This window comes from Kribbella monticola, from assembly GCF_003261635.1.
Lineage (GTDB): Bacteria > Actinomycetota > Actinomycetes > Propionibacteriales > Kribbellaceae > Kribbella > Kribbella monticola.
The window spans coordinates 383,467-401,701 of sequence record NZ_QFXK01000035.1 but is presented as its reverse complement, the minus strand read 5'-3'; the positions used below and the strand labels follow the sequence as shown (position 1 = coordinate 401,701).

14 protein-coding genes are annotated in these 18,235 nt (G+C 68.2%); 6 read left to right on the top strand and 8 right to left on the bottom strand.

What is annotated here, in order from left to right:
- Positions 1 to 282 precede the first annotated feature (282 nt).
- The 6 genes from DIZ26_RS27905 to melA are packed head-to-tail and all read left to right on the top strand — an operon-like array spanning position 283 to position 6,388.
- Positions 283 to 1,101 (top strand): endo alpha-1,4 polygalactosaminidase, encoded by an 819-nt coding sequence (locus DIZ26_RS27905; RefSeq protein WP_232828633.1) that lies wholly within the window; start codon positions 283 to 285, stop codon positions 1,099 to 1,101.
- Between the two features lie 39 nt (positions 1,102 to 1,140).
- Positions 1,141 to 2,427: an ABC transporter substrate-binding protein gene (locus DIZ26_RS27900; RefSeq protein WP_112246761.1), complete on the top strand. Its 1,287-nt coding sequence runs from the start codon at positions 1,141 to 1,143 to the stop codon at positions 2,425 to 2,427.
- Positions 2,427 to 3,359, top strand: a complete 933-nt coding sequence (locus DIZ26_RS27895) for a carbohydrate ABC transporter permease (protein WP_112246759.1) — start codon at positions 2,427 to 2,429, stop codon at positions 3,357 to 3,359. Before DIZ26_RS27900 ends, DIZ26_RS27895 begins: the two co-directional genes overlap by 1 nt.
- On the top strand, positions 3,356 to 4,174 hold the full coding sequence (locus DIZ26_RS27890; RefSeq protein WP_112246757.1) for a carbohydrate ABC transporter permease: 819 nt from the start codon (positions 3,356 to 3,358) through the stop codon (positions 4,172 to 4,174). Before DIZ26_RS27895 ends, DIZ26_RS27890 begins: the two co-directional genes overlap by 4 nt.
- 1 nt (position 4,175) lies before the next feature.
- Positions 4,176 to 5,102, top strand: a complete 927-nt coding sequence (locus DIZ26_RS27885) for a carbohydrate kinase family protein (RefSeq protein ID WP_112246755.1) — start codon at positions 4,176 to 4,178, stop codon at positions 5,100 to 5,102.
- Positions 5,099 to 6,388 (top strand): alpha-glucosidase/alpha-galactosidase, encoded by a 1,290-nt coding sequence (gene melA / locus DIZ26_RS27880; RefSeq protein ID WP_112246753.1) that lies wholly within the window; start codon positions 5,099 to 5,101, stop codon positions 6,386 to 6,388. The genes DIZ26_RS27885 and melA overlap by 4 nt, the downstream gene beginning before the upstream one ends.
- On the opposite strand, the gene DIZ26_RS27875 is transcribed toward melA, so the two are convergent.
- The 8 genes from DIZ26_RS27875 to mtrA form a co-directional block, all read right to left on the bottom strand.
- A complete protein-coding gene (locus tag DIZ26_RS27875) occupies positions 6,385 to 7,332 on the bottom strand; it encodes an NAD(P)H-dependent flavin oxidoreductase (protein ID WP_112246751.1) in 948 nt (315 codons plus the stop codon). The genes melA and DIZ26_RS27875 overlap by 4 nt on opposite strands.
- Positions 7,333 to 7,450: 118 nt before the next feature.
- Positions 7,451 to 10,375 carry a preprotein translocase subunit SecA gene (gene secA, locus DIZ26_RS27870; protein WP_112246749.1) on the bottom strand — a complete coding sequence of 975 codons (2,925 nt, stop codon included), beginning with the start codon at positions 10,373 to 10,375 and terminating at the stop codon, positions 7,451 to 7,453.
- 397 nt (positions 10,376 to 10,772) lie between these two features.
- Positions 10,773 to 11,921 carry a winged helix-turn-helix domain-containing protein gene (locus DIZ26_RS27860; RefSeq protein ID WP_112246745.1) on the bottom strand — a complete coding sequence of 383 codons (1,149 nt, stop codon included), beginning with the start codon at positions 11,919 to 11,921 and terminating at the stop codon, positions 10,773 to 10,775.
- 332 nt (positions 11,922 to 12,253) lie between these two features.
- Positions 12,254 to 12,880, bottom strand: a complete 627-nt coding sequence (gene hpf, locus DIZ26_RS27855; RefSeq protein WP_198676314.1) for a ribosome hibernation-promoting factor, HPF/YfiA family — start codon at positions 12,878 to 12,880, stop codon at positions 12,254 to 12,256.
- A gap of 215 nt (positions 12,881 to 13,095) precedes the next feature.
- Positions 13,096 to 13,785: a ComF family protein gene (locus DIZ26_RS27850; RefSeq protein WP_232828632.1), complete on the bottom strand. Its 690-nt coding sequence runs from the start codon at positions 13,783 to 13,785 to the stop codon at positions 13,096 to 13,098.
- 90 nt (positions 13,786 to 13,875) lie between these two features.
- A complete protein-coding gene (locus DIZ26_RS27845; RefSeq protein ID WP_112246741.1) occupies positions 13,876 to 15,642 on the bottom strand; it encodes an LpqB family beta-propeller domain-containing protein in 1,767 nt (588 codons plus the stop codon).
- Entirely contained in the window at positions 15,639 to 17,276 is a 1,638-nt protein-coding gene (gene mtrB, locus DIZ26_RS27840) for an MtrAB system histidine kinase MtrB (protein ID WP_112246739.1), read from the bottom strand. Before mtrB ends, DIZ26_RS27845 begins: the two co-directional genes overlap by 4 nt.
- Positions 17,277 to 17,368: 92 nt before the next feature.
- Complete coding sequence (mtrA, locus tag DIZ26_RS27835) at positions 17,369 to 18,046, bottom strand: MtrAB system response regulator MtrA (protein WP_026163715.1); 678 nt, start codon at positions 18,044 to 18,046, stop codon at positions 17,369 to 17,371.
- Positions 18,047 to 18,235: the final 189 nt, after the last annotated feature.

The window sequence follows — 18,235 nt, the reverse complement described above, 5'->3', positions numbered from 1 at the left end:
ACCGGTTTAAACGCTCACTAAACCGGTGTAAACCCGCATCGTCAAGGGTTCACGCCCAACTGCGCAGTAACGCGTTCTTCGACAAGTTCCACGCAGTCGTTTGCAGTCTTTCCCTTGACGAGGCGGCTACCGCCTCGCTTAACTAGGGCGCCAGGCACCAAGAGATTGGTGCCGAGTGACGCACCCAGCCGGTAGAGGGCAGCAACGCCCGAAGTCCGGTACTCCGGCGCCAGGGCTCGTGCCCGAGGCGGGGTAGCGTCCACGGGACCGATGGAGCCAATCGTGTCCGAATCTCGCCCGCTCTCCCTCCGCCTGCTGCTCGCCGGTCTCGCTGCCGCTCTGGCACTGACCGCGCTCATCACGGCACTCAGCCGCAACGACGCCTCGGCAGCCGCCACCCTCCCGCCGACCCACGCGAAGTTCGACTACCAGATCGGCGGCGCCTACAAGCCGCCGTCGGGCGTCCAGGTCGTCACCCGCGACCGGACCGCCGCACCCGCTGCCGGCCTCTACAACATCTGTTATGTCAACGCCTTCCAGGTCCAGCCCGGCGAGCAGAGCCAGTGGGACTCCGACCTGCTGCTGCGCGACGCCCAGGGCAACGTCGTGATCGACGAGGACTGGGGCGAGGCGCTGCTGGACATCCGCACCACCGCCAAGCAGACCCGGATCGCGGCCAAGGTCAACGGCTGGATCGACGGCTGCGCGGCCAAGGGCTACCAGGGCATCGAGCCGGACAACTACGACAGCTACAGCCGCTCGAAGAACCTGATCACCACCAGCCAGGCCAAGGCGTACCTGAAACTCCTGGCCACCCACGCGCACACCAAGAACCTCGCCATCGCCCAGAAGAACACCGTGGAACTGGCCGGCTCGCGCCAGTCGGTCGGCCTGGACTTCGCGGTCGCCGAGGAGTGCGGTCAGTACGACGAGTGCGGCGACTACACCGCTGCCTTCGGTAACAACGTGATCGTGATCGAGTACACCGACAGCGGCCGGAAGAAGGCCTGCAGCGGTTTCGGCACCAGGTTGAGCATCGTGCAGCGCGACGTGGACGTCTCCGTCCCCGGCGACAGCGGCTACGTCCGCAAGACCTGCTGACCCCCACCCTCCACCAGTAGTCCTCTCAGGAGGTCACCCATGTCATCACCATCCCGTCGCGACGTCCTGCGCGCGGCCGCCGTCCTGGCCGCTGCCGGCACCCTCGGCGCCTGTGGCAAGTCCGGGGACGACGGAGCCGGCGCCGACGGCGTCGTCACCGTCGACCTCTGGCACGGCCAGGTCGACAGCGGCAAGAAGGCGATCGATGCCTTGGTCAACGAGTTCAACCGGACCCATCCCAAGATCAAGGTGGTCGGTGGTGGTGGCGGGGTGACCGCCGACAGCATGCTGCAGAAGGTCACCGCGGGGCTGGCCGCCGGGTCCTTCCCGGACATCGCGTACATCTTCGGCTCGGACCTGGCCAGTATGACCCGCAGTCCCCAGGTGGCCGACCTGACCTCGGCCGTGGATCTCAAGGACTACTGGCCGGCAGCGCGGGACGCCGTGACGGTGCAGGGCAAGGTGCGCGCGATGCCGGCCCTGGTCGACTCGCTCTGCGTCGTCTACAACAAGAAACTCTTCGCGGCCGCCGGGGTGCCGGCGCCGAAGGCGGGCTGGACCTGGGACGACTTCATCGCCACCGCGCAGAAGCTGACCAATCCGGGCAAGGGCGTCTTCGGCACCGGCTGGCCGGGCGTCGGCGACGAGGACACCGTCTGGCGGCTCTGGCCGATGATCTGGGACCTCGGCGGCGACGTCGTCAGCGCGGACGGCAAGACCGTCGGTTTCGACAAGGTCGGCGAGCAGGCACTCGGCACGCTCGACCGCTTGCGCACCGACAAATCCCTGTACGTCGACCCCAAACCCGGAGGCGAGCAGCTCTACCAGGTCTTCCTCGGCGGCCGGATGGGAATGGTTGCCACCGGCCCCTGGCAGCTCCCGGACGTGATCGACAAGGGCCTCGACTACGGCGTCGCCCCGCTGCCGTCGTACTCCGGTAAGCCGCTGACGATCTCCGGACCGGACACCTGGACCGTGTTCGACAACGGCTCCGCGAAGGTGAAAGCCGCGACCGAGTTCCTCACCTGGCTGACGAATCCCCAGCAGGACGTGCGTTGGGACATCCAGGGTGGCAGTCTCCCCCTGACCACGGCGTCGGCCGCGCTCCCCGAGTGGAAGAAGCACGCCACCAGTACGACGGGTTTGCAGGTCTTCGTGGATTCGCTCGAGACCGCCCGGGTCCGGCCGACCATCACGGCGTACCCGAAGATCTCCCAGCAACTCGGTCAGGCGATCGTCGCGGTCCTGCTGGGCAAGAAGTCGCCGGCAGACGCGCTGAAGGAGTGCGTCGAGCAGTCGAACTCCATCCTGGCTGTGCCGAACTGATGGCCAGCGTCGTCGGCACGTTCACGATCGATCCACGAGCCCGGCGGGCCGCGGCGAAGCGTCGTACCAGGGGTGAAGGGGCGACCGCTTGGGCGTTCGTCAGTCCGTCGGTGCTGATCATCCTCGGGCTCAGCGTCGTGCCCGTGCTGTGGTCGTTGCTGTTGTCGTTCCAGGCCAACGATCTGGTCTCGCCGAGCCGGTGGGTCGGATTCGCCAACTACAAGGCGTTGTCCGCCGATCCGGCATTCCAGGCAGCGGTCGAGCACACCTTGGTCTACACGGCGCTGTACGTTCCGCTCAGCGTCGTCGGGGGGCTCGGGATCGCCTTGATGCTGGACCGGCAGATCCGGTTCATCAGCATCTATCGCACCCTGGTGTTCGTGCCGTTCGTCGTGTCGGCGGCCGCGCAAGGCGTGTTGTTCTCGTTCGTGCTCGATCCGGAGTTCGGGGTGGCGAACTCGGTGCTGCACAAGTTCGGCCTGCCCGCGCAGGGATTCTTCAGCGATCCCGGTCAGGCGCTCTACCTACTGGTCGCGATCTCGCTATGGAGCGGCACCGGCTTCTGCGTGATCGTCTATCTCGCTGCCCTGCAAGGGGTTCCGGCCGAACTGGTCGAGGCGGCCAGGATCGACGGGGCAGGGCGAGCCGGCGTACTGCGGCATGTGGTGCTGCCGACGCTCACTCCGGTCACCGTCTTTCTCGTGCTGTTCCAGCTGATCAACGCGTTGCAGGTGTTCGACCTGGTCTTCGTCACCACCAAGGGCGGGCCGCTGGGATCGACGACGGTGATCGTCTACTTCATCTGGGAGAAGGCGTTCAAGAGCTTCACGGCCGGCTACAGCGCCGCGGCGGCGTACGCGCTGGCTGTTGCTCTGTTGCTCGCAGGACTCGTCTGGCAGCTGTATCAGCGCCGACGGAAGGTGGTTCGATGAAGAAGCTGCCGTTCAGCCCGTGGCATTTCGTCCTGGCTCCCCTGGCATTGCTGTTCGCGCTGCCGTTGATCTGGTTGCTGGTCAGCTCGGTGATGAGCAACGCGGAGATCAACAAGTTCCCACCGGCGTTGTGGCCGTCGGGGATCAAGCTCGACGGCTACCGGTTCGTGCTCGGGAACGCCTTGTTTCCCAGGTGGTTCCTGAACTCGTTCATCGTCTCGGCGGTCGCGGTGACGGCGAACCTGGTGTTCGGGTCGCTCGGCGGGTACGCGTTCGCCCGGATGCGCTTCGCCGGCTCGCGGCTGCTGCTGGGGCTGATGCTCGCGACGATGGTGATCCCGTTCCAGCTGACGATGATCCCGACCTTCCTGGTGATGAAGGATCTCGGGCTGATCGACACCCTGGGCGCGCTGATCGTGCCGTCGCTGGTGACGCCGTTCTCGGTGTTCCTGTTCCGCCAGTTCTTCGTCACGCTGCCCCGCGAACTCGAGGAGGCGGCCTGGATCGACGGCTGCGGCCGGCTCCGGATCCTGGTCTCCGTCGTCCTCCCGCTCGCCCGGCCCGCGCTCAGCACAGTCGCCGTACTGACCTTCCTGAGCACCTGGAACGACCTGACCTGGCCGCTGATCGCGATCAACCACGACTCGAACTACACCCTCCAGCTCGGACTGACCACCTTCCAGGGCCAGCACCACACCCAATGGGCGGCCGTGATGGCGGGCAACGTCATCACCGTGCTGCCGGTGCTGCTCGGCTTCCTGCTGGCCCAGAAGGCGTTCATCCGCTCGCTGGCCTCTACCGGACTCAAAGGCTGATATGAAGACTTTCGACCTGCTCGTCATCGGCGACGCCAATCCAGACGTGGTGATCGGCCCGGTGAACCAACCCCTCGCCTTCGGACAGCGCGAACGGCTGGTCCCGACGGGATCGCTGTGCCTGGGTGGATCCGCCGCGATCATGGCTTGCGGCGCCGCCCGGCTCGGCCTCAGCGTGGCGTTCGCGGGCCGGATCGGTGACGACCCGGCCGGTGCCTTCGTTCGCGCGGCCCTGGAAGAACGCGGCGTCGACACCACCGCGCTGGTGGTCGACGCCATCCTGCCGACGCCTCTGACGACGGTGCTCACGTCGGCCGGGGATCGCGCGATCCTGACCGCTGCCGGCTGCCTGCCCGCAACCACGGCGTACGACGTACCCGCCGAGTTGCTCAGGTCGGTCCGGCATGTGCACGCGGCGTCCTTTTACCTGATGCCGGAACTTGCGGCCGGGCTCGCCGGGTTGTTCAAGGAGGCGCGCAGCAACAAGGCGACCACCTCGCTCGACACCAACGACGACCCGGCCGACCGCTGGGACCGGATGGTGCTCGACCCGGTTCTGCGCGTCACCGACATCCTGCTGCCGAACGCCGCCGAGGCGCACGCGCTCACCGGCCACCCCGTCCTCGCCGACGCCGCTGGGATCCTGGCCCGGCGTGGCCCGCTGGTGGTCGTGAAGAACGGTGCCGACGGCGCGATCGCCCACGACGGTTCGTCGGTGCTCAAAGCCGAGGCGCTGCCGATCGAACCGGTCGACACGGTCGGGGCGGGCGACAGCTTCGACGCGGGTTTCGTCACCGCCGTACTGCGTGGCTTCGGCCGGCCGAAGGCTCTCGCGATCGCTGCCGCCTGTGGTTCGCTGTCCACTCGCGCGGCCGGTGGTACTGCGGCCCAGCCCGACTGGGACCTGGCGCTGGAGAGTGCCCGATGACGAGGATCGCCTTCATCGGCGCGGGCAGTGTCGTGTTCACGCAGGGGTTGCTGGCCGACCTGTTCAGCTTCACGGACCTGGGCGAGCTGCAGATCGCGTTGCACGACATCGATCCCGAGCGGCTCGACACGGCCGCCCGAGCCGCGCAGTACATCGCCGATCAGCGTGGTGTCCGGCCGCGGATCAGTGCGCACCTCGACCGACGGGCGGCGCTCGAGGGCGCCGACTTCGTGATCAACATCGTCCAGGTGGGGATGAACGATGCCACCCGGATCGACTTCGAGCTACCGGCGAAGTACGGCGTACGGCAGACGATCGGTGACACGCTCGGCGTCGGCGGCGTCTTCCGCGCGCTCCGAACTTTCCCGGTGCTGAAAGGGCTGGCCGAGGACATCGCCGCGATCTGCCCCGATGCCTGGCTGCTGAACTACACGAACCCGATGGCGATGAATGTCTGGTATCTGAAGGCGCTCGGCGTCCGCAATGTCGTCGGCCTCTGCCACTCGGTCTACTGGACGATGAACGACCTGTCCCAGTTGGTGGGAGTCCCGTACGGCGACGTCACCTACCTCGCGGCCGGCGTCAACCACCAGGCGTGGGTACTACGGTTCGAACGCGCCGGGGAGGATCTCTATCCCTTGCTGGACGACCGGATCGCGCGGGAGCCCGAGTTGGAGCGGCGGGTGCGGGTCGACATGTATCGGCGGCTCGGCTATTACCCGACGGAGACGAGCGAGCACTCCTCGGAGTACGTGCCCTGGTACTTGTCGCACCAGTCCGAGGTGGAGCGGCTCCGGTTGCCGATCGGCGACTATCTGCGCATCGTCGAAGAGAACGTCGCGCTGTACGAAGGGACCCGCGATGCGCTGAAACGCGGTGAACCGCTGGCGGTCGAAGGGACCATGGAGTACGCACCGCAGGTGATCCACAGCATCGTGACGGGCACGCCACGGACGATCTACGGGAATGTCGTCAACCAGGGCCTGATCTCGAACCTGCCGGGTGGTTCCGTCGTCGAAGTCCCTTGCCTGGTTGACGGTTCGGGTGTTCAGCCCACAGCGGTCGGCGCTCTGCCGGCCCAGTGTGCGGCGCTGAACCGGTCCTATGTGAACGTCAACGAGCTGGTCGTCCGTGCCGCCGTGGAGGACGACCCGCTCTCGATCCGGCAGGCACTCCTGATGGACCCGGCCTCCACGCTCCCCGTCGAGCAGTTATGGGCCTTGTGCAACGAGTTGGTGGATGCCCACAGCAACTACCTGCAACCGTCATTGCGGGTGCCGGTCTAGAGGGCTCGCTCCAGGTAGGTGCGGTAGGTGGCGAGGTCGGCCAGGACGTCGGCTGCGGTGGTGGTTTTCCGGAGCGCGCCGACGCCCTGCCCGGCGTACAGGGAGGCGGCGGTCGGGTCGGCGGCCTTGGTAGCGGCGACGTACTCGGCGTGACCGGCGTCGTCCGACTTGAGGGCCGCCTCCTGGCCCTCCCAGCGGTCGTAGTACGCATTGCGGAGGGCTCGGCCGCCGAATTCGTCCGGCCAGCCGGCTCTGGAGGCGGCGTCGAAGACCGTGCCGTAGACGGTGGCGGTCTCGTCGGCCTCGATCAGGGCCCGCTTCGACGGCTCCGGCGTCAGCGCCTCCTCGGCCGTGAGGAACGCGGTACCGATCCAGCCGCCGGTCGCCCCGGCCGCGAGGACGGCGGCCAGACCCCGCGGGCCCGAGATACCGCCGCCGGCGAGGACGGGAAGGTCGGTGAGGTCCAGAATCGCTTGCAGCAAAGGAAGTGTGCCGACCTCGTTGCGCCCGTGCCCACCGGCTTCCGCGCCCCGGGCAACGATCATGTCGACACCGGCCGCGATCCCTTGCTGGGCGTCAGCGACAGTGCCGGCCTGCATGGCCACGACGATCCCGGCCGCCTGCAACGGCTCGACGTACGGCGTGAGGTCGCCGAAGCTGAGCGAGACGAGGGCGGGCCGCAGCTCGAGGACCGCCTCTAGATGCTCGGGGCGGTCGGCGACCGACCAGGCCATCAGGCCGACCCCGTACGGCTTGCCGCTTGCCGCGGCGATCGCTCCCTCGGTACGAATCCAGTCGGCGGTGACCGCGGAACCGGCACCCAGCATGCCGAGGCCACCGGCCGCCGAGATGGCCGCCGTCAGCCGGCCACCGCTCACGTTCGCCATCGGCGCACCGACCACCGGCACGGTGAGCCCGAACTTCTCCGTCAGCCAGGTCCCCATCAGCGGCTCCTTTCGCAGACCACCAGAGCACCACATCGCCGCACACCGTGGCCATGTCGCGGGTCACAAACAGCGAAGGCCCGCCCCGATACCTCGGGACGGGCCTTCGTGGACTGCGTCAGCTCTTGTAGACGTCCGAGGCCGGATCGCCGTGGCAGCGCTTGTACTTCTTGCCGGAGCCACACGGGCAGACCGCGTTGCGCGGCGTACCGGCGTACTCCAGGGCGCCACCCTCGGTGGCGTCCATGTGCACCGACACCTCGTCGTCGCCGTCGATCGTCGGCGCCGAGTAGGACAGCTTCTGCGGACGGCTCGTCCCGGTCAGGCCCTTGGCGCGCAGCTTCGGGGCGTCCTGCGGCCGCGGGCTGTCCTGCGGCCGGTCCTCGTCGTCGTCACCGGACTGCCGACCCGGGAACTCGGCCACCGGGGCGCCCGGCACCAGGATGTCCTCGGCCTCGGTCTCCTCGAGCTCGGCCAGCTCGGCCTGCGCTGCGAGGTCGGCCTGCATCGCCTCGATGTCGACCTCGACGTTGAAGATGAAGGCGACCGACTCCTCCTTGATGGACTCCATCATGGCGGCGAACATGTCGTAGCCCTCGCGCTGGTACTCCACCAGCGGGTCGCGCTGGGCCATCGCGCGCAGGCCGATGCCCTCGCGCAGATAGTCCATCTCGTACAAGTGCTCGCGCCACTTGCGGTCCAGAACGCTGAGCACCACCCGGCGCTCCAGCTCCCGCATCGCGTCGCTGCCGAGCAGCTCCTCGCGCCGCGCGTACGCCTCGCGGGCGTCGGTGACGAAGGTGTCGATCAAGAAGTCCTGGGTGAGCCCGGAGCGGTCGCCGCCGGCCTCCTCGATCAGCGCTTCCTCGGTCAGCTCCGTCTGGTACAGCGTCTTGAGCGCGGTGAACAGCGCGTCCAGGTCCCAGTCCTCCGCGAACCCGTCGGCGGTCGCACCCTGCACGTAGCCGGTGACGGTCTCGTCGAGCATGTCCAGCACCTGCTCCTGCAGGTCCGCGCCCTCGAGCACGCGGCGGCGCTCGGCGTAGACGACGTGCCGCTGCCGGTTCATCACGTCGTCGTACTTGAGGATGTTCTTCCGGGTCTCGAAGTTCTGCGCCTCGACCTGGGACTGGGCCGACGCAATCGCCTTGGTGACGACCTTGTTCTCCAGCGGCACCGTGTCGTCGTCGTTGCGCGACATCGCCCAGTCGACCATCTCACGCTTGAACAGGCGCATCAGGTCGTCCTCGAGCGACAGGTAGAACCGGGACTCGCCCGGGTCGCCCTGACGGCCGGCGCGACCACGCAGCTGGTTGTCGATCCGGCGGGACTCGTGCCGCTCGGTGCCCAGCACGTACAGACCGCCGGCCTCGCGGACCTCGACCTGCTCGTCCTTGACCTGCTGCTCGAACTTCTCCAGGACCTTCGGGTACTCCGCCTCGTACTCCTCCGGGCTCTCGACCGGGTCGATCCCGCGGGCCCGCAGGTCCTTGTCGGCCAGGTGCTCGGGGTTGCCGCCGAGGATGATGTCGGTACCACGGCCGGCCATGTTGGTGGCGACCGTGACGGCGTTCTTGCGACCCGCCTCGGCGACGATCGCGGCCTCCCGCGCGTGCTGCTTGGCGTTCAGCACCTCGTGCGGGATGTTGCGCTTGCGGAGCTGGTTGGACAGCCGCTCGGACTTCTCCACGCTCGTCGTACCGACCAGGATCGGCTGCCCGGTCTCGTGCCGCTTGGCGATGTCCTCCACCACGGCGTCGAACTTGGCGTCCTCGGTGCGGTAGATCAGGTCGCGCTGGTCTTGGCGGACCATCGGCTTGTTGGTCGGGATCGGGACCACGCCGAGACCGTAGATCTTGGAGAACTCGGCTGCCTCGGTCATCGCCGTACCGGTCATGCCGGCCAGCTTGTTGTAGAGGCGGAAGTAGTTCTGCAAGGTGATGGTCGCCAGCGTCTGGTACTCCTCCTTGATCTCGACCTTCTCCTTGGCCTCGATCGCCTGGTGCAGACCCTCGTTGTAACGGCGACCGTGCAGCGTGCGGCCGGTGTGCTCGTCGACGATCAGGACCTCGTTGTCGACGACCACGTAGTCCTTGTCGCGGCGGAACAGGTCCTTGGCCTTCAGCGCATTGTTCAGGTAGCTGATCAGCGGGGTGTTGGCCGACTCGTACAGGTTGTCGATCCCGAGCCGGTCCTCGACCTTCTCGATGCCACGCTCGAGGATCGCCACGGTGCGCTTCTTCTCGTCGACCTCGTAGTCGGCGACCGGACGCTGCTCCTCGGGGATCTTGTCGTCGGCGAACCGCGGCTTCAGCTGGGCGGCGAGGTTGGCCATCTCGACGTACCAGCGCTGCGAGTCCTCGGCCGGGCCGGAGATGATCAGCGGGGTCCGGGCCTCGTCGACCAGGATCGAGTCGACCTCGTCCACGATCGCGTAGTTGTGCTCGCGCTGCACGCAGTCGGCGATGTCGCTGGCCATGTTGTCGCGCAGGTAGTCGAAGCCGAACTCGTTGTTGGTGCCGTAGGTGATGTCCTTGGCGTAGGCGATCCGGCGCTCGGCCGGGCTCATCTCCGGCAGGATCACGCCGTAGTCGAGGCCGAGGAAGTGGTACACCCGGCCCATCCACTCGGCCTGGAAGCGAGCCAGGTAGTCGTTCACCGTGACCACGTGGACGCCCTTGCCGGACAACGCGTTCAGGTACGTCGGGAGGGTGCCGACCAGGGTCTTGCCCTCACCGGTCTTCATCTCGGCGATGTTGCCCAGGTGCAGCGCCGCGCCACCCATGATCTGGACGTCGTAGTGGCGCTGGTGAAGGGTTCGCTTGGCCGCCTCGCGGACCACCGAGAAGGCCTCCGGGAGCAGCGCGTCGAGGGACTCCCCGTTGTCGACTCGCTGCTTGAACTCGGCCGTCTGGCCGCGCAGCTCCTCGTCGGTCATGTTCACGAAGTCGTCCTCGATCGAGTTGACCAGCTTCGCGATGCCCTCGAGCCGGCGGACGATCTTGCCCTCGCCGATTCGCAGTAACTTGTCGAACGCCTTCATCGTGGGGGGTCCACTCCTTGACTGTGCAGCCTTCAATGCGGCGGGTGCCTGACCATGCGTGCCCAGTGACGAGGGCAGCACGGACTGCCCGCCTGGCGGGCACCGCCCATCGTACTGGGCCGAGCGCGTCAACCCATCGCCCGGCGTGAGCCGCACCCTTCCCTCACCCACGAGTGGGAGCCGCGAAAAGTTCCGGTACTACGGCGAGCAGGGGCGCGCGGCGTCGCGGTCGAACCAACTGCTGATCCCTCTCGGCGTGCAGCAGCCGGGCCAGCTGCCGCTTGGCGCGCAGGCCGTCGGCGTGCAGCGGCCGGGCCAGCTGCCGCTTGGCACGCTCGCCGTCGGGGTGCAGCAGTCCAGCTAGTTGCCGCTTGGCGCGCTCGCCGTCGGCGCGGGCTCAGGAGCCACGGAGGGCGTGGCTGAGGGCTGGGGCTAGGTCGCCGCCGCCGGCCACGCGGACCTGGGTGAGGCCGAGCCAGCCGGCCAGCTGGATGAGTTCGGCGGCGAGTTCTTCGGGGGTCTCGGCGGGGGCCTTGGGCTCGGAGTGGGCGGATTGGACCAGGAGAACGCCTGCTGTGCGGTCCGCCTTGAGGTCCACTCGGGCGACCAAGCGGTCACCGAGCAGGAACGGCAACACGTAGTACCCATGGACGCGCTTCTCCGCCGGGACGTAGATCTCGATGCGGTAGTAGAAGTCGAAGAGCACCTCGGTGCGGGTGCGCTCGAAGACGAGCGAGTCGAACGGGCTGACCAGCGCCCGCGTGTTCACGCGCCTCGGCAATCGCGCGTCACGGTGCAAATACGCCGGTCGCTTCCACCCCTCGATCGAGACGGGCAGCAACTCACCCTCCTCGACCAGTTCGCGGATAGCCTGCGCGGTCGGGGCAGGCGACGTACGGAAGTAGTCCTTCAGGCACTGCGCCGTCGCGACCCCGTGCGCCCGGGCCGCGATCGACACGAGCCCGCGATGCGCCTCCTCCGAGGACGGCGTGGGCGTAGCCAGCACGGCAGCCGGCAGCACCCGCTCCGGTACGTCGTACATCCGCTCGAACTGCTGGTTCCGCCTGGCCACCGTGATCTCGCCGGCGAAGAACAAGAACTCCAGGGCCCGCTTCACGTCGGACCAGTTCCACCCCCAGTTGTCCCGATCGCGCTCCACGTCGTCGTCGATCTCGCGAGCGGTCAGCGGCCCGTGGTCGCGAACATCGGCCAGCACCTGCTTCACCAGATCCGGCCGCTGCACCGCGATCGCCCGCGGCCCACCCCACGCCTCGGTCGTCGCCCGGGCCATCCGCCACCGCATCAACGGATGCGTCTCGACGGGAATCAGCGACGCCTCATGCGCCCAGTACTCCACCAGCTTCCGCGGCGCCTTCCCCGCGGCCCGGTCGAGGAGGTCGCGGGGATAGGGGCCCAACCGCGAATACAAGGGCAAGTACTGCGCGCGACTCAGCACGTTGACCGAGTCGATCTGGATCAACCCGATCCGCCCCAGCACCCGGCTCAAGGCCCGCATGTCCGGCACACCCTTCGGCCGCGCATCCATGAACCCCTGAGCAGCCAACGCCACCCGCCTGGCCTGCGCCACCGACAACCCCTGAGTAGTCACCCCCCAATCTTCACTGCCCCCACCGACAAAACGCGGCCCGCGTCCCGCACGCGGCCCGCGAACCGTCACTCTGTGCCCGAGCTGAGTACCGCCCGGCTCCAGCCGTGCTCATTTCAGGCACGAAGTCGCCTCGATCCCACTGGGCCGCCGACAGAGCCGGCGCTTGTACCGGGTGAGTCGGCGTACCGGGTGGGGCGGGGTATGGGAGAGGCCCGGACCGGGGTCCGGGCCTCTCTCTTGTTGCGGCTCCTCCCAAGTACGCTCCGGGCTCAGACGGCCAGGCGGATTACGCCGTAGTCGTAGCCGCGGCGGCGGTAGACGACGCTCGGCTGGTTCTCGTCGGCGTCGACGAACAGGTAGAAGTCGTGCCCGACCAGTTCCAGCTCGTAGAGGGCCTGGTCCAGCGACATCGGCTTCGCGGTGTGGGTCTTCTCGCGCATCACCAGCGGCCCGTCCCCGGTCACCGTCAGCGAGCCGAACTTCTGGGTGACGACCGCGTCGTCGGCGGTCTCTTCCTCCACCACCGGCGCGTGGCCGTTGGGCGCCTGCTTGGCCGCGACGTGACGCAGGCCTTCGGGGGCGTGCTGACCGGTGTGCACCCGGCGACGGTCGGCGGCCTTGCGGACCTGGGCCCGCAGCCGGTCCAGGCTGACGTCGAACGCAGCCTGCTTGGTCTCACCACACGCTTCCGCCCGGACCACCGGGCCCTTGGTGTACATGGTGAGCTCGACTCGCATCGCCCGATCGTGCTGTCGCGGGTTCTTTTCCTGACTGACTTCTACCTCGCATCGCAGTACCCGGTGATCGACCTTCTCGATCCGCTCGAGTTTTTCCTCGACGTACTGCCGGAAGCGGTCACTGACCTCGCAGTGATGACCCTTGACAACGACGTCCACGGAAACCTCCATCGATCGGCGACTCTGTTACGTCTCCGGACCCCCGTTACCTTCGGTCGGGCGCCCGAAACGACAACACCCGCTGTGTGGCCCGTCGGACTCCGTGGTGAGGATTCCGGCTGATCCGGTCCTCGCCCACATCCCTGTCCGACAAGCCCAAGCGGGTGTCATGACCCAACGCTAGTCGGCTTCGGCGAAAACCGGTAGGGAAGTTCTCATGAACCGGATGCCGTACGTCGGGGTGTCGCGGCAACGACCGCGCAGCCGAGCACCGGAATTCCGCGCAGCGACAGGGCACGCGCCGCCTCGACGAGCGTGGATCCGGTCGTCAGGACATCGTCGACGAGCAGGACCGGTTGATCCGTCAGCCTTTCAGCCCAGCGCGAACGGGCCGCGAAAGCCCCCGCGAGATTGGCCGCGCGCTGCTCTGCGGACAGCCCGGCCTGATCCGCGGGCCGCCGTACGACGGTCAGCGCGTCCGCCAACCGGACGTCGTACCCGTCCCGGCGCAACTCCTGCACGGCAGCCGACACCAGACGCCGCAGCGGATCGTGCCCTCGCTTCCGTACTGCGGTCCGCGTCGAGGGGACCGGGCAGAGCCAAGCAGCCCTTCTCGTGCCGAGCCCCGCTCGCACAGCGCTCGCCAGGACTTCGCCGAGCGGACGGGCGAGCGCGTAATGCGCGTCCTCCTTGTGCGCGAGGATCACCTTGCGCAACGCACCGGCGTACGGCGCTGTCGCGGTCGGCACGGGGAGACCCGCAGGCACCGGGTCGGGCCACGCCGTGAACGGCACCGCAGCGCTCAGCTCCGCCCGGCAACCCCCGCAGATCGCCGGCCCGGGAACCCCGCAGCCCGCGCACACCCCACCGAGAACGAGATCCACGAACGCATCCCGCAACCCCACCCCGACAACCCTGCGCGATCCCCGGTCCCCCCGCAACCACCCCACCTACCCCCTGTGGACAGCCCGCGCCATCCATGGAGATTGCGCGGGTCAGCCTGGGTAGACGGGGGTGATGTAGGGGGACTTGCTGGTTTCGTCGTCCATTTGCCAGCTGAGGTCCTTCAGCTGCCAGTGCAGCGCGCCGGAGGTGTCCTCGACGACCGGGAAGGTGTCGGCGCTCGGGTTCGAGGCGATCAGCTTGGTCGCGAACTCGGTGCTGGCGCCGGGCAGCAGGTGGGTCTGCGAGCCGTCGGTGTTGACCTGCCACGGCTGCGCCAGCGCGTTCGGGCTGGAGCGGCCGGCGACCAGGATGCCGGACTGGTTCCAGGAGACGTCGGTGATATTGGTGAGCGGCAGCTCGAGCGGCCGGAACCCGCCGAGCTTCGGCTGCTTGGCGTCGTTCAGCTGGACGGTGGCGGTCTCGACGTAGTTCTGGCCGGTCGACGCCCTCCGCATCATCAGCAAAGCCCGGACCCCGTCCGGAGCCATCCGCAGCGCGACCGGGGTGTCACCGTGGAAGTCGGTGGCCACGTCGCTGACCTTGCCGTCGCGGTTGCGGACCCGCAGCCGGGGGTTCGCCGAATCGGCCCGGTCCAGGATCCAGAGGTTCTCCTGGTAGTCGTAGCTCGGCCGGAGCACCTTGCCGGAGGTCTTGATCGTGACCAGTTTGTCGGCCTTGTCGGTGGCGTCCAGCCGGGCGTACCCCACCAGCGGCTGGTTGTGGACCACGATCGCCCCGGCGTCCCCGCGCAGGTTCACCGCCAGCGAATCGGCGTTGTACTCGTACAGCAGGCTGTCGTTCAGCGGCACCGAAGCAATGTCCTTCGCGCCGTCGAGGCCGGTGATGTGCTGCACCTTGCCGGCCCGCAGGCCGTAGAGCTCCTTCAGCTGCGGACTGGACGCCGCCGGGTCGTACTGGCTGAAGCTGGCGATCGACAGCACGTCCGGCTGGTCGTCGAGCAAAGGCGCACCACCTACGGTGATCCGCACCCGCGGGCTGACGTTCCGCAAGGTCCACAGGATCTGCGCCGCGAGCTGGCGGCGCTCCTGGTCGCCCAGCACCTGCGCGGCGTCGCTGAGGGCAACAGTGGCCGTCGTCAGCTCCACCGGCACCGACACGTTCACCTGGGTGCCCGGCGGAGCAGCGGTGACCACGCCGCCGGCGAGTCGGCTCGTCGGGCCTTTCAGTAGCTCCTGGATGAGCTGCGTGGCAGCCTGTCCCGGCGGCAGGTTGATCGGCAGGAAGACCGGGTCGGGCACCAGCGTCTGCCGGTCGGGCGTCAGGAAGTACAGGGAGCGGGCCGTGAGCCGCGACTCGAACTGGTTGCTGCCCAGGTACGCCCCGTCGGGTGCGTTGGACACCCGCTTCTGCCCTTCGACATCGGCCAGCCGGAACACCACGTCGACGGATTCGCCTTGTCTTGCGGGCGTCCAGGAGCCGCGGTCGTCGATGGTCCCGATCAACCGCGCCTTGAGTTCGACCGAACCGTTGGACAGCAGGCTCACCGCCGAGGTGGAGCTCTGGTCGTACACGGACAGCTTCGACTCGGGTTTCCAGGCAGCGGCCGCCTCGGGCGTCATGTACTGCCGGGCCTGGTCGAAGTTGCTCGAGTCCGACATGGCCTCGAGGTACCCGTTCACCAGGGCCAGCGGAGGCGTGTTCGGCCGCGGCGGGTTGGCCTTGACGTTGACACCTGCCTGCGGCGGGGCGAGCCCGGCCTGGCTACCGCTCCGGATCGGACCTTTGGTCGGCACGGTCGAGCAACCGGCCAGTACTACGGACGCGGCCATCGCGATCGCCAGCAGCTTCGTTCTCACAGGTCGTCACCGCCGGTCAGCTTCTGGTACGGCGCTCCGACGTCGACCAGCGACAGCTCCGAGACGACCCGGGGAGCATCCGCCGGTCGCGCGGGCAACGGCGACCCCGACAGCGTCACGTCCGGCCGGCGCGGCAGGGTGAGCCGGAAGTACGCACCTTCGCCCGGTGATCCCCAAGCGTCCAGCCGGCCGCCGTGCAGTCTGGCGTCCTCCAGCGCGGTCGACAGCCCGAGCCCGGTTCCGCCGGTCGTCCGGGCGCGCGCCGGGTCGGCCCGCCAGAACCGGCTGAACACCATCTCCGCCTCGTCGGCCCGGAAACCGATGCCGTGGTCGCGGACCGCGACAGCGGCGGCCTCGTCGTCGAACGCCGTACTGATCTTGATCGGGGCGCCCTCACTGTGCTCGATCGCGTTGCCGATCAGGTTGCGCAGGATCCGCTCGATCCGGCGCGAGTCGACCTGCGCGCGGCACGGCTCGGGCATGTCCAGCTGGATCTCGCAGCCCTTGCGGTGCAGCAGGGTCTCGTGGTTCTCCAGGACCCGGGCGACGATGTCGCGCAGGTCGATGTCCTCCAGGTCGAGCGCGGCCGCGCCGGCGTCGAACCGGCTGATCTCGAGCAGGTCGGCGAGCAGTTCCTCGAACCGGTTGAGCTCGTTCTGCAGCAGCTCGATCGAGCGCCTGGTCATCGGGTCGAAATCGTCCCTGGCCTCGTGCAGCAGGTCGGCCGCCATCCGGACCGTGGTGAGCGGCGTCCGCAGCTCGTGCGACACGTCGGAGACGAACCGGCGCTGCAACCGGGACAGCTCCTCCAGCCGGCGGATCTGCTGCTGCAGGTTGCTGGCCATCTTGTTGAAGGAGACCGCGAGCCGGGCCAGGTCGTCGGTCCCACGGACCTGCATCCGCTCCTCCAGCTTGCCGGCCGCGAGTCGTTCGGCGATCCGCCGGGCCATCCGGACCGGGGTGACCACCTGACGGGTGACCAGCCAGGCGACCGCGCCGAGCAGCAGGATCAGCAGCAGACCGGCCGTGACGAGGGCCCGCTGGACCACGTCGAGGGTCTGCTGCTGGGCCGTCAGCGGGAACAGGAAGTACACCTCGTAGTGCTCACCGGTCGAGTTCACCCGGAGCTGGGAGCCGATCGCGAGACCGGGCTGGCTGGCCTCGCCGTCGTAGTCGATCCGGGTATAGGTGTCCCACAACTTCGTCTCGTCGATCGCCACGCTGGCCTTCAGCGAGTCCGGGATCGACTCGCTCTTGACCAGGCCGGTGGTCCGGATCGCGTTCGACCCGGTCGAGGCGGTCGGCATCAGCACCACGTCGTACAGGCCGGCCCGGTTGGAGCCGAGGACGAGCTGGGACAGGTTCTGCGGGATGGCCGCCGGGTCGGCCGCGTTGATCGAGTTGGACAGCGACGCGAGCTGCGCGACCGCCTCCTGCTGGGCGCTGGTCCGGCGCGACTCCAGCACGCCGTCGGTGACCTGGCTCATCATCACCCAGCCGACCAGGATCAGGACGACGGTCGACATCAGCAGGGTGCCGGTGACGATCCGGGCCTGGATCGACCGGCGCCAGACGTCCGGCCAGTGCTTGATCGGCGTCCGCCACAACGGCTGCGGCTGGGCGTGCCAGTCCACCCCGGCGGCGGTGAGCTCGATCTCGGTTCCGCGGGGTTCCGGTTCGTGGTCCGGCTTCTCCGCCTGCGACGTCTCGTCGCGGCCGTACTCGATCAGTCCGCACCCGCCTTGTAGCCGACACCGCGGACCGTCACGACGATCTCGGGGTGCTCGGGATCCTTCTCGATCTTGGACCGCAGCCGCTGGACGTGCACATTCACCAGCCGGGTGTCGGCCGCGTGCCGGTAGCCCCAGACCTGCTCGAGCAGCACCTCACGGGTGAACACCTGCCACGGCTTGGAGGCCAGGCAGACCAGCAGGTCGAACTCCAGCGGGGTGAGCTGGATCGTCTCGCCGCTGCGCTTCACCGAGTGGCCGGCCACGTCGATGGTCAGGTCGCCGATCGTCAGCGACTCCGGGCCGGGCTCGTCCATCCGGCGCAGCCGGGCCCGGATCCGGGCCACCAGCTCCTTGGGCTTGAACGGCTTCACCACGTAGTCGTCGGCGCCGGACTCCAGGCCCAGCACCACGTCGACGGTGTCGCTCTTCGCGGTCAGCATCACGATCGGTACGCCGGACTCGGCCCGGATCGCCCGGCAGACGTCGATCCCGTCCATCCCCGGCAGCATCAGGTCGAGCAGCAGCAGATCGGGCTTGAACTCACGGAAGGCCGGCACCGCCTTGTCGCCGGTGGCGACCAGATAGGTGTCGTAGCCCTCGTTGCGCAGCACGATGCTGAGCATCTCGGACAACGCCGTGTCGTCGTCGACGATGAGGACTCGGCCCCGCATCGTCCGATTACCTTCAGCCACGCCCTGCTCCTTGCCGGTCCGGATGGTAGCGCGCCCGGCGGCTGCCGGTCGTACGCACTACGGATAGTGTCCCATTCCCCGGGTAGTGCACACGCCGGATCGCCGGACGGGCACCAGTTGATGGCGGGTTTGGACCGCCCGGGCTGTGATCATGGTCCCGGGAAGGTA

What these genes read in the sequence shown, in the direction of transcription:
- DIZ26_RS27900 (WP_112246761.1), top strand. Translation starts at nt 1,141, where the DNA reads ATGTCATCACCATCCCGTCGCGACGTCCTGCGCGCGGCCGCCGTCCTG.
- DIZ26_RS27895 (WP_112246759.1), top strand. Translation starts at nt 2,427, where the DNA reads ATGGCCAGCGTCGTCGGCACGTTCACGATCGATCCACGAGCCCGGCGG.
- DIZ26_RS27890 (WP_112246757.1), top strand. Translation starts at nt 3,356, where the DNA reads ATGAAGAAGCTGCCGTTCAGCCCGTGGCATTTCGTCCTGGCTCCCCTG.
- DIZ26_RS27885 (WP_112246755.1), top strand. Translation starts at nt 4,176, where the DNA reads ATGAAGACTTTCGACCTGCTCGTCATCGGCGACGCCAATCCAGACGTG.
- melA (WP_112246753.1), top strand. Translation starts at nt 5,099, where the DNA reads ATGACGAGGATCGCCTTCATCGGCGCGGGCAGTGTCGTGTTCACGCAG.
- DIZ26_RS27875 (WP_112246751.1), bottom strand. Translation starts at nt 7,332, where the DNA reads ATGGGGACCTGGCTGACGGAGAAGTTCGGGCTCACCGTGCCGGTGGTC.
- secA (WP_112246749.1), bottom strand. Translation starts at nt 10,375, where the DNA reads ATGAAGGCGTTCGACAAGTTACTGCGAATCGGCGAGGGCAAGATCGTC.
- DIZ26_RS27860 (WP_112246745.1), bottom strand. Translation starts at nt 11,921, where the DNA reads ATGGATGCGCGGCCGAAGGGTGTGCCGGACATGCGGGCCTTGAGCCGG.
- mtrA (WP_026163715.1), bottom strand. Translation starts at nt 18,046, where the DNA reads ATGCGGGGCCGAGTCCTCATCGTCGACGACGACACGGCGTTGTCCGAG.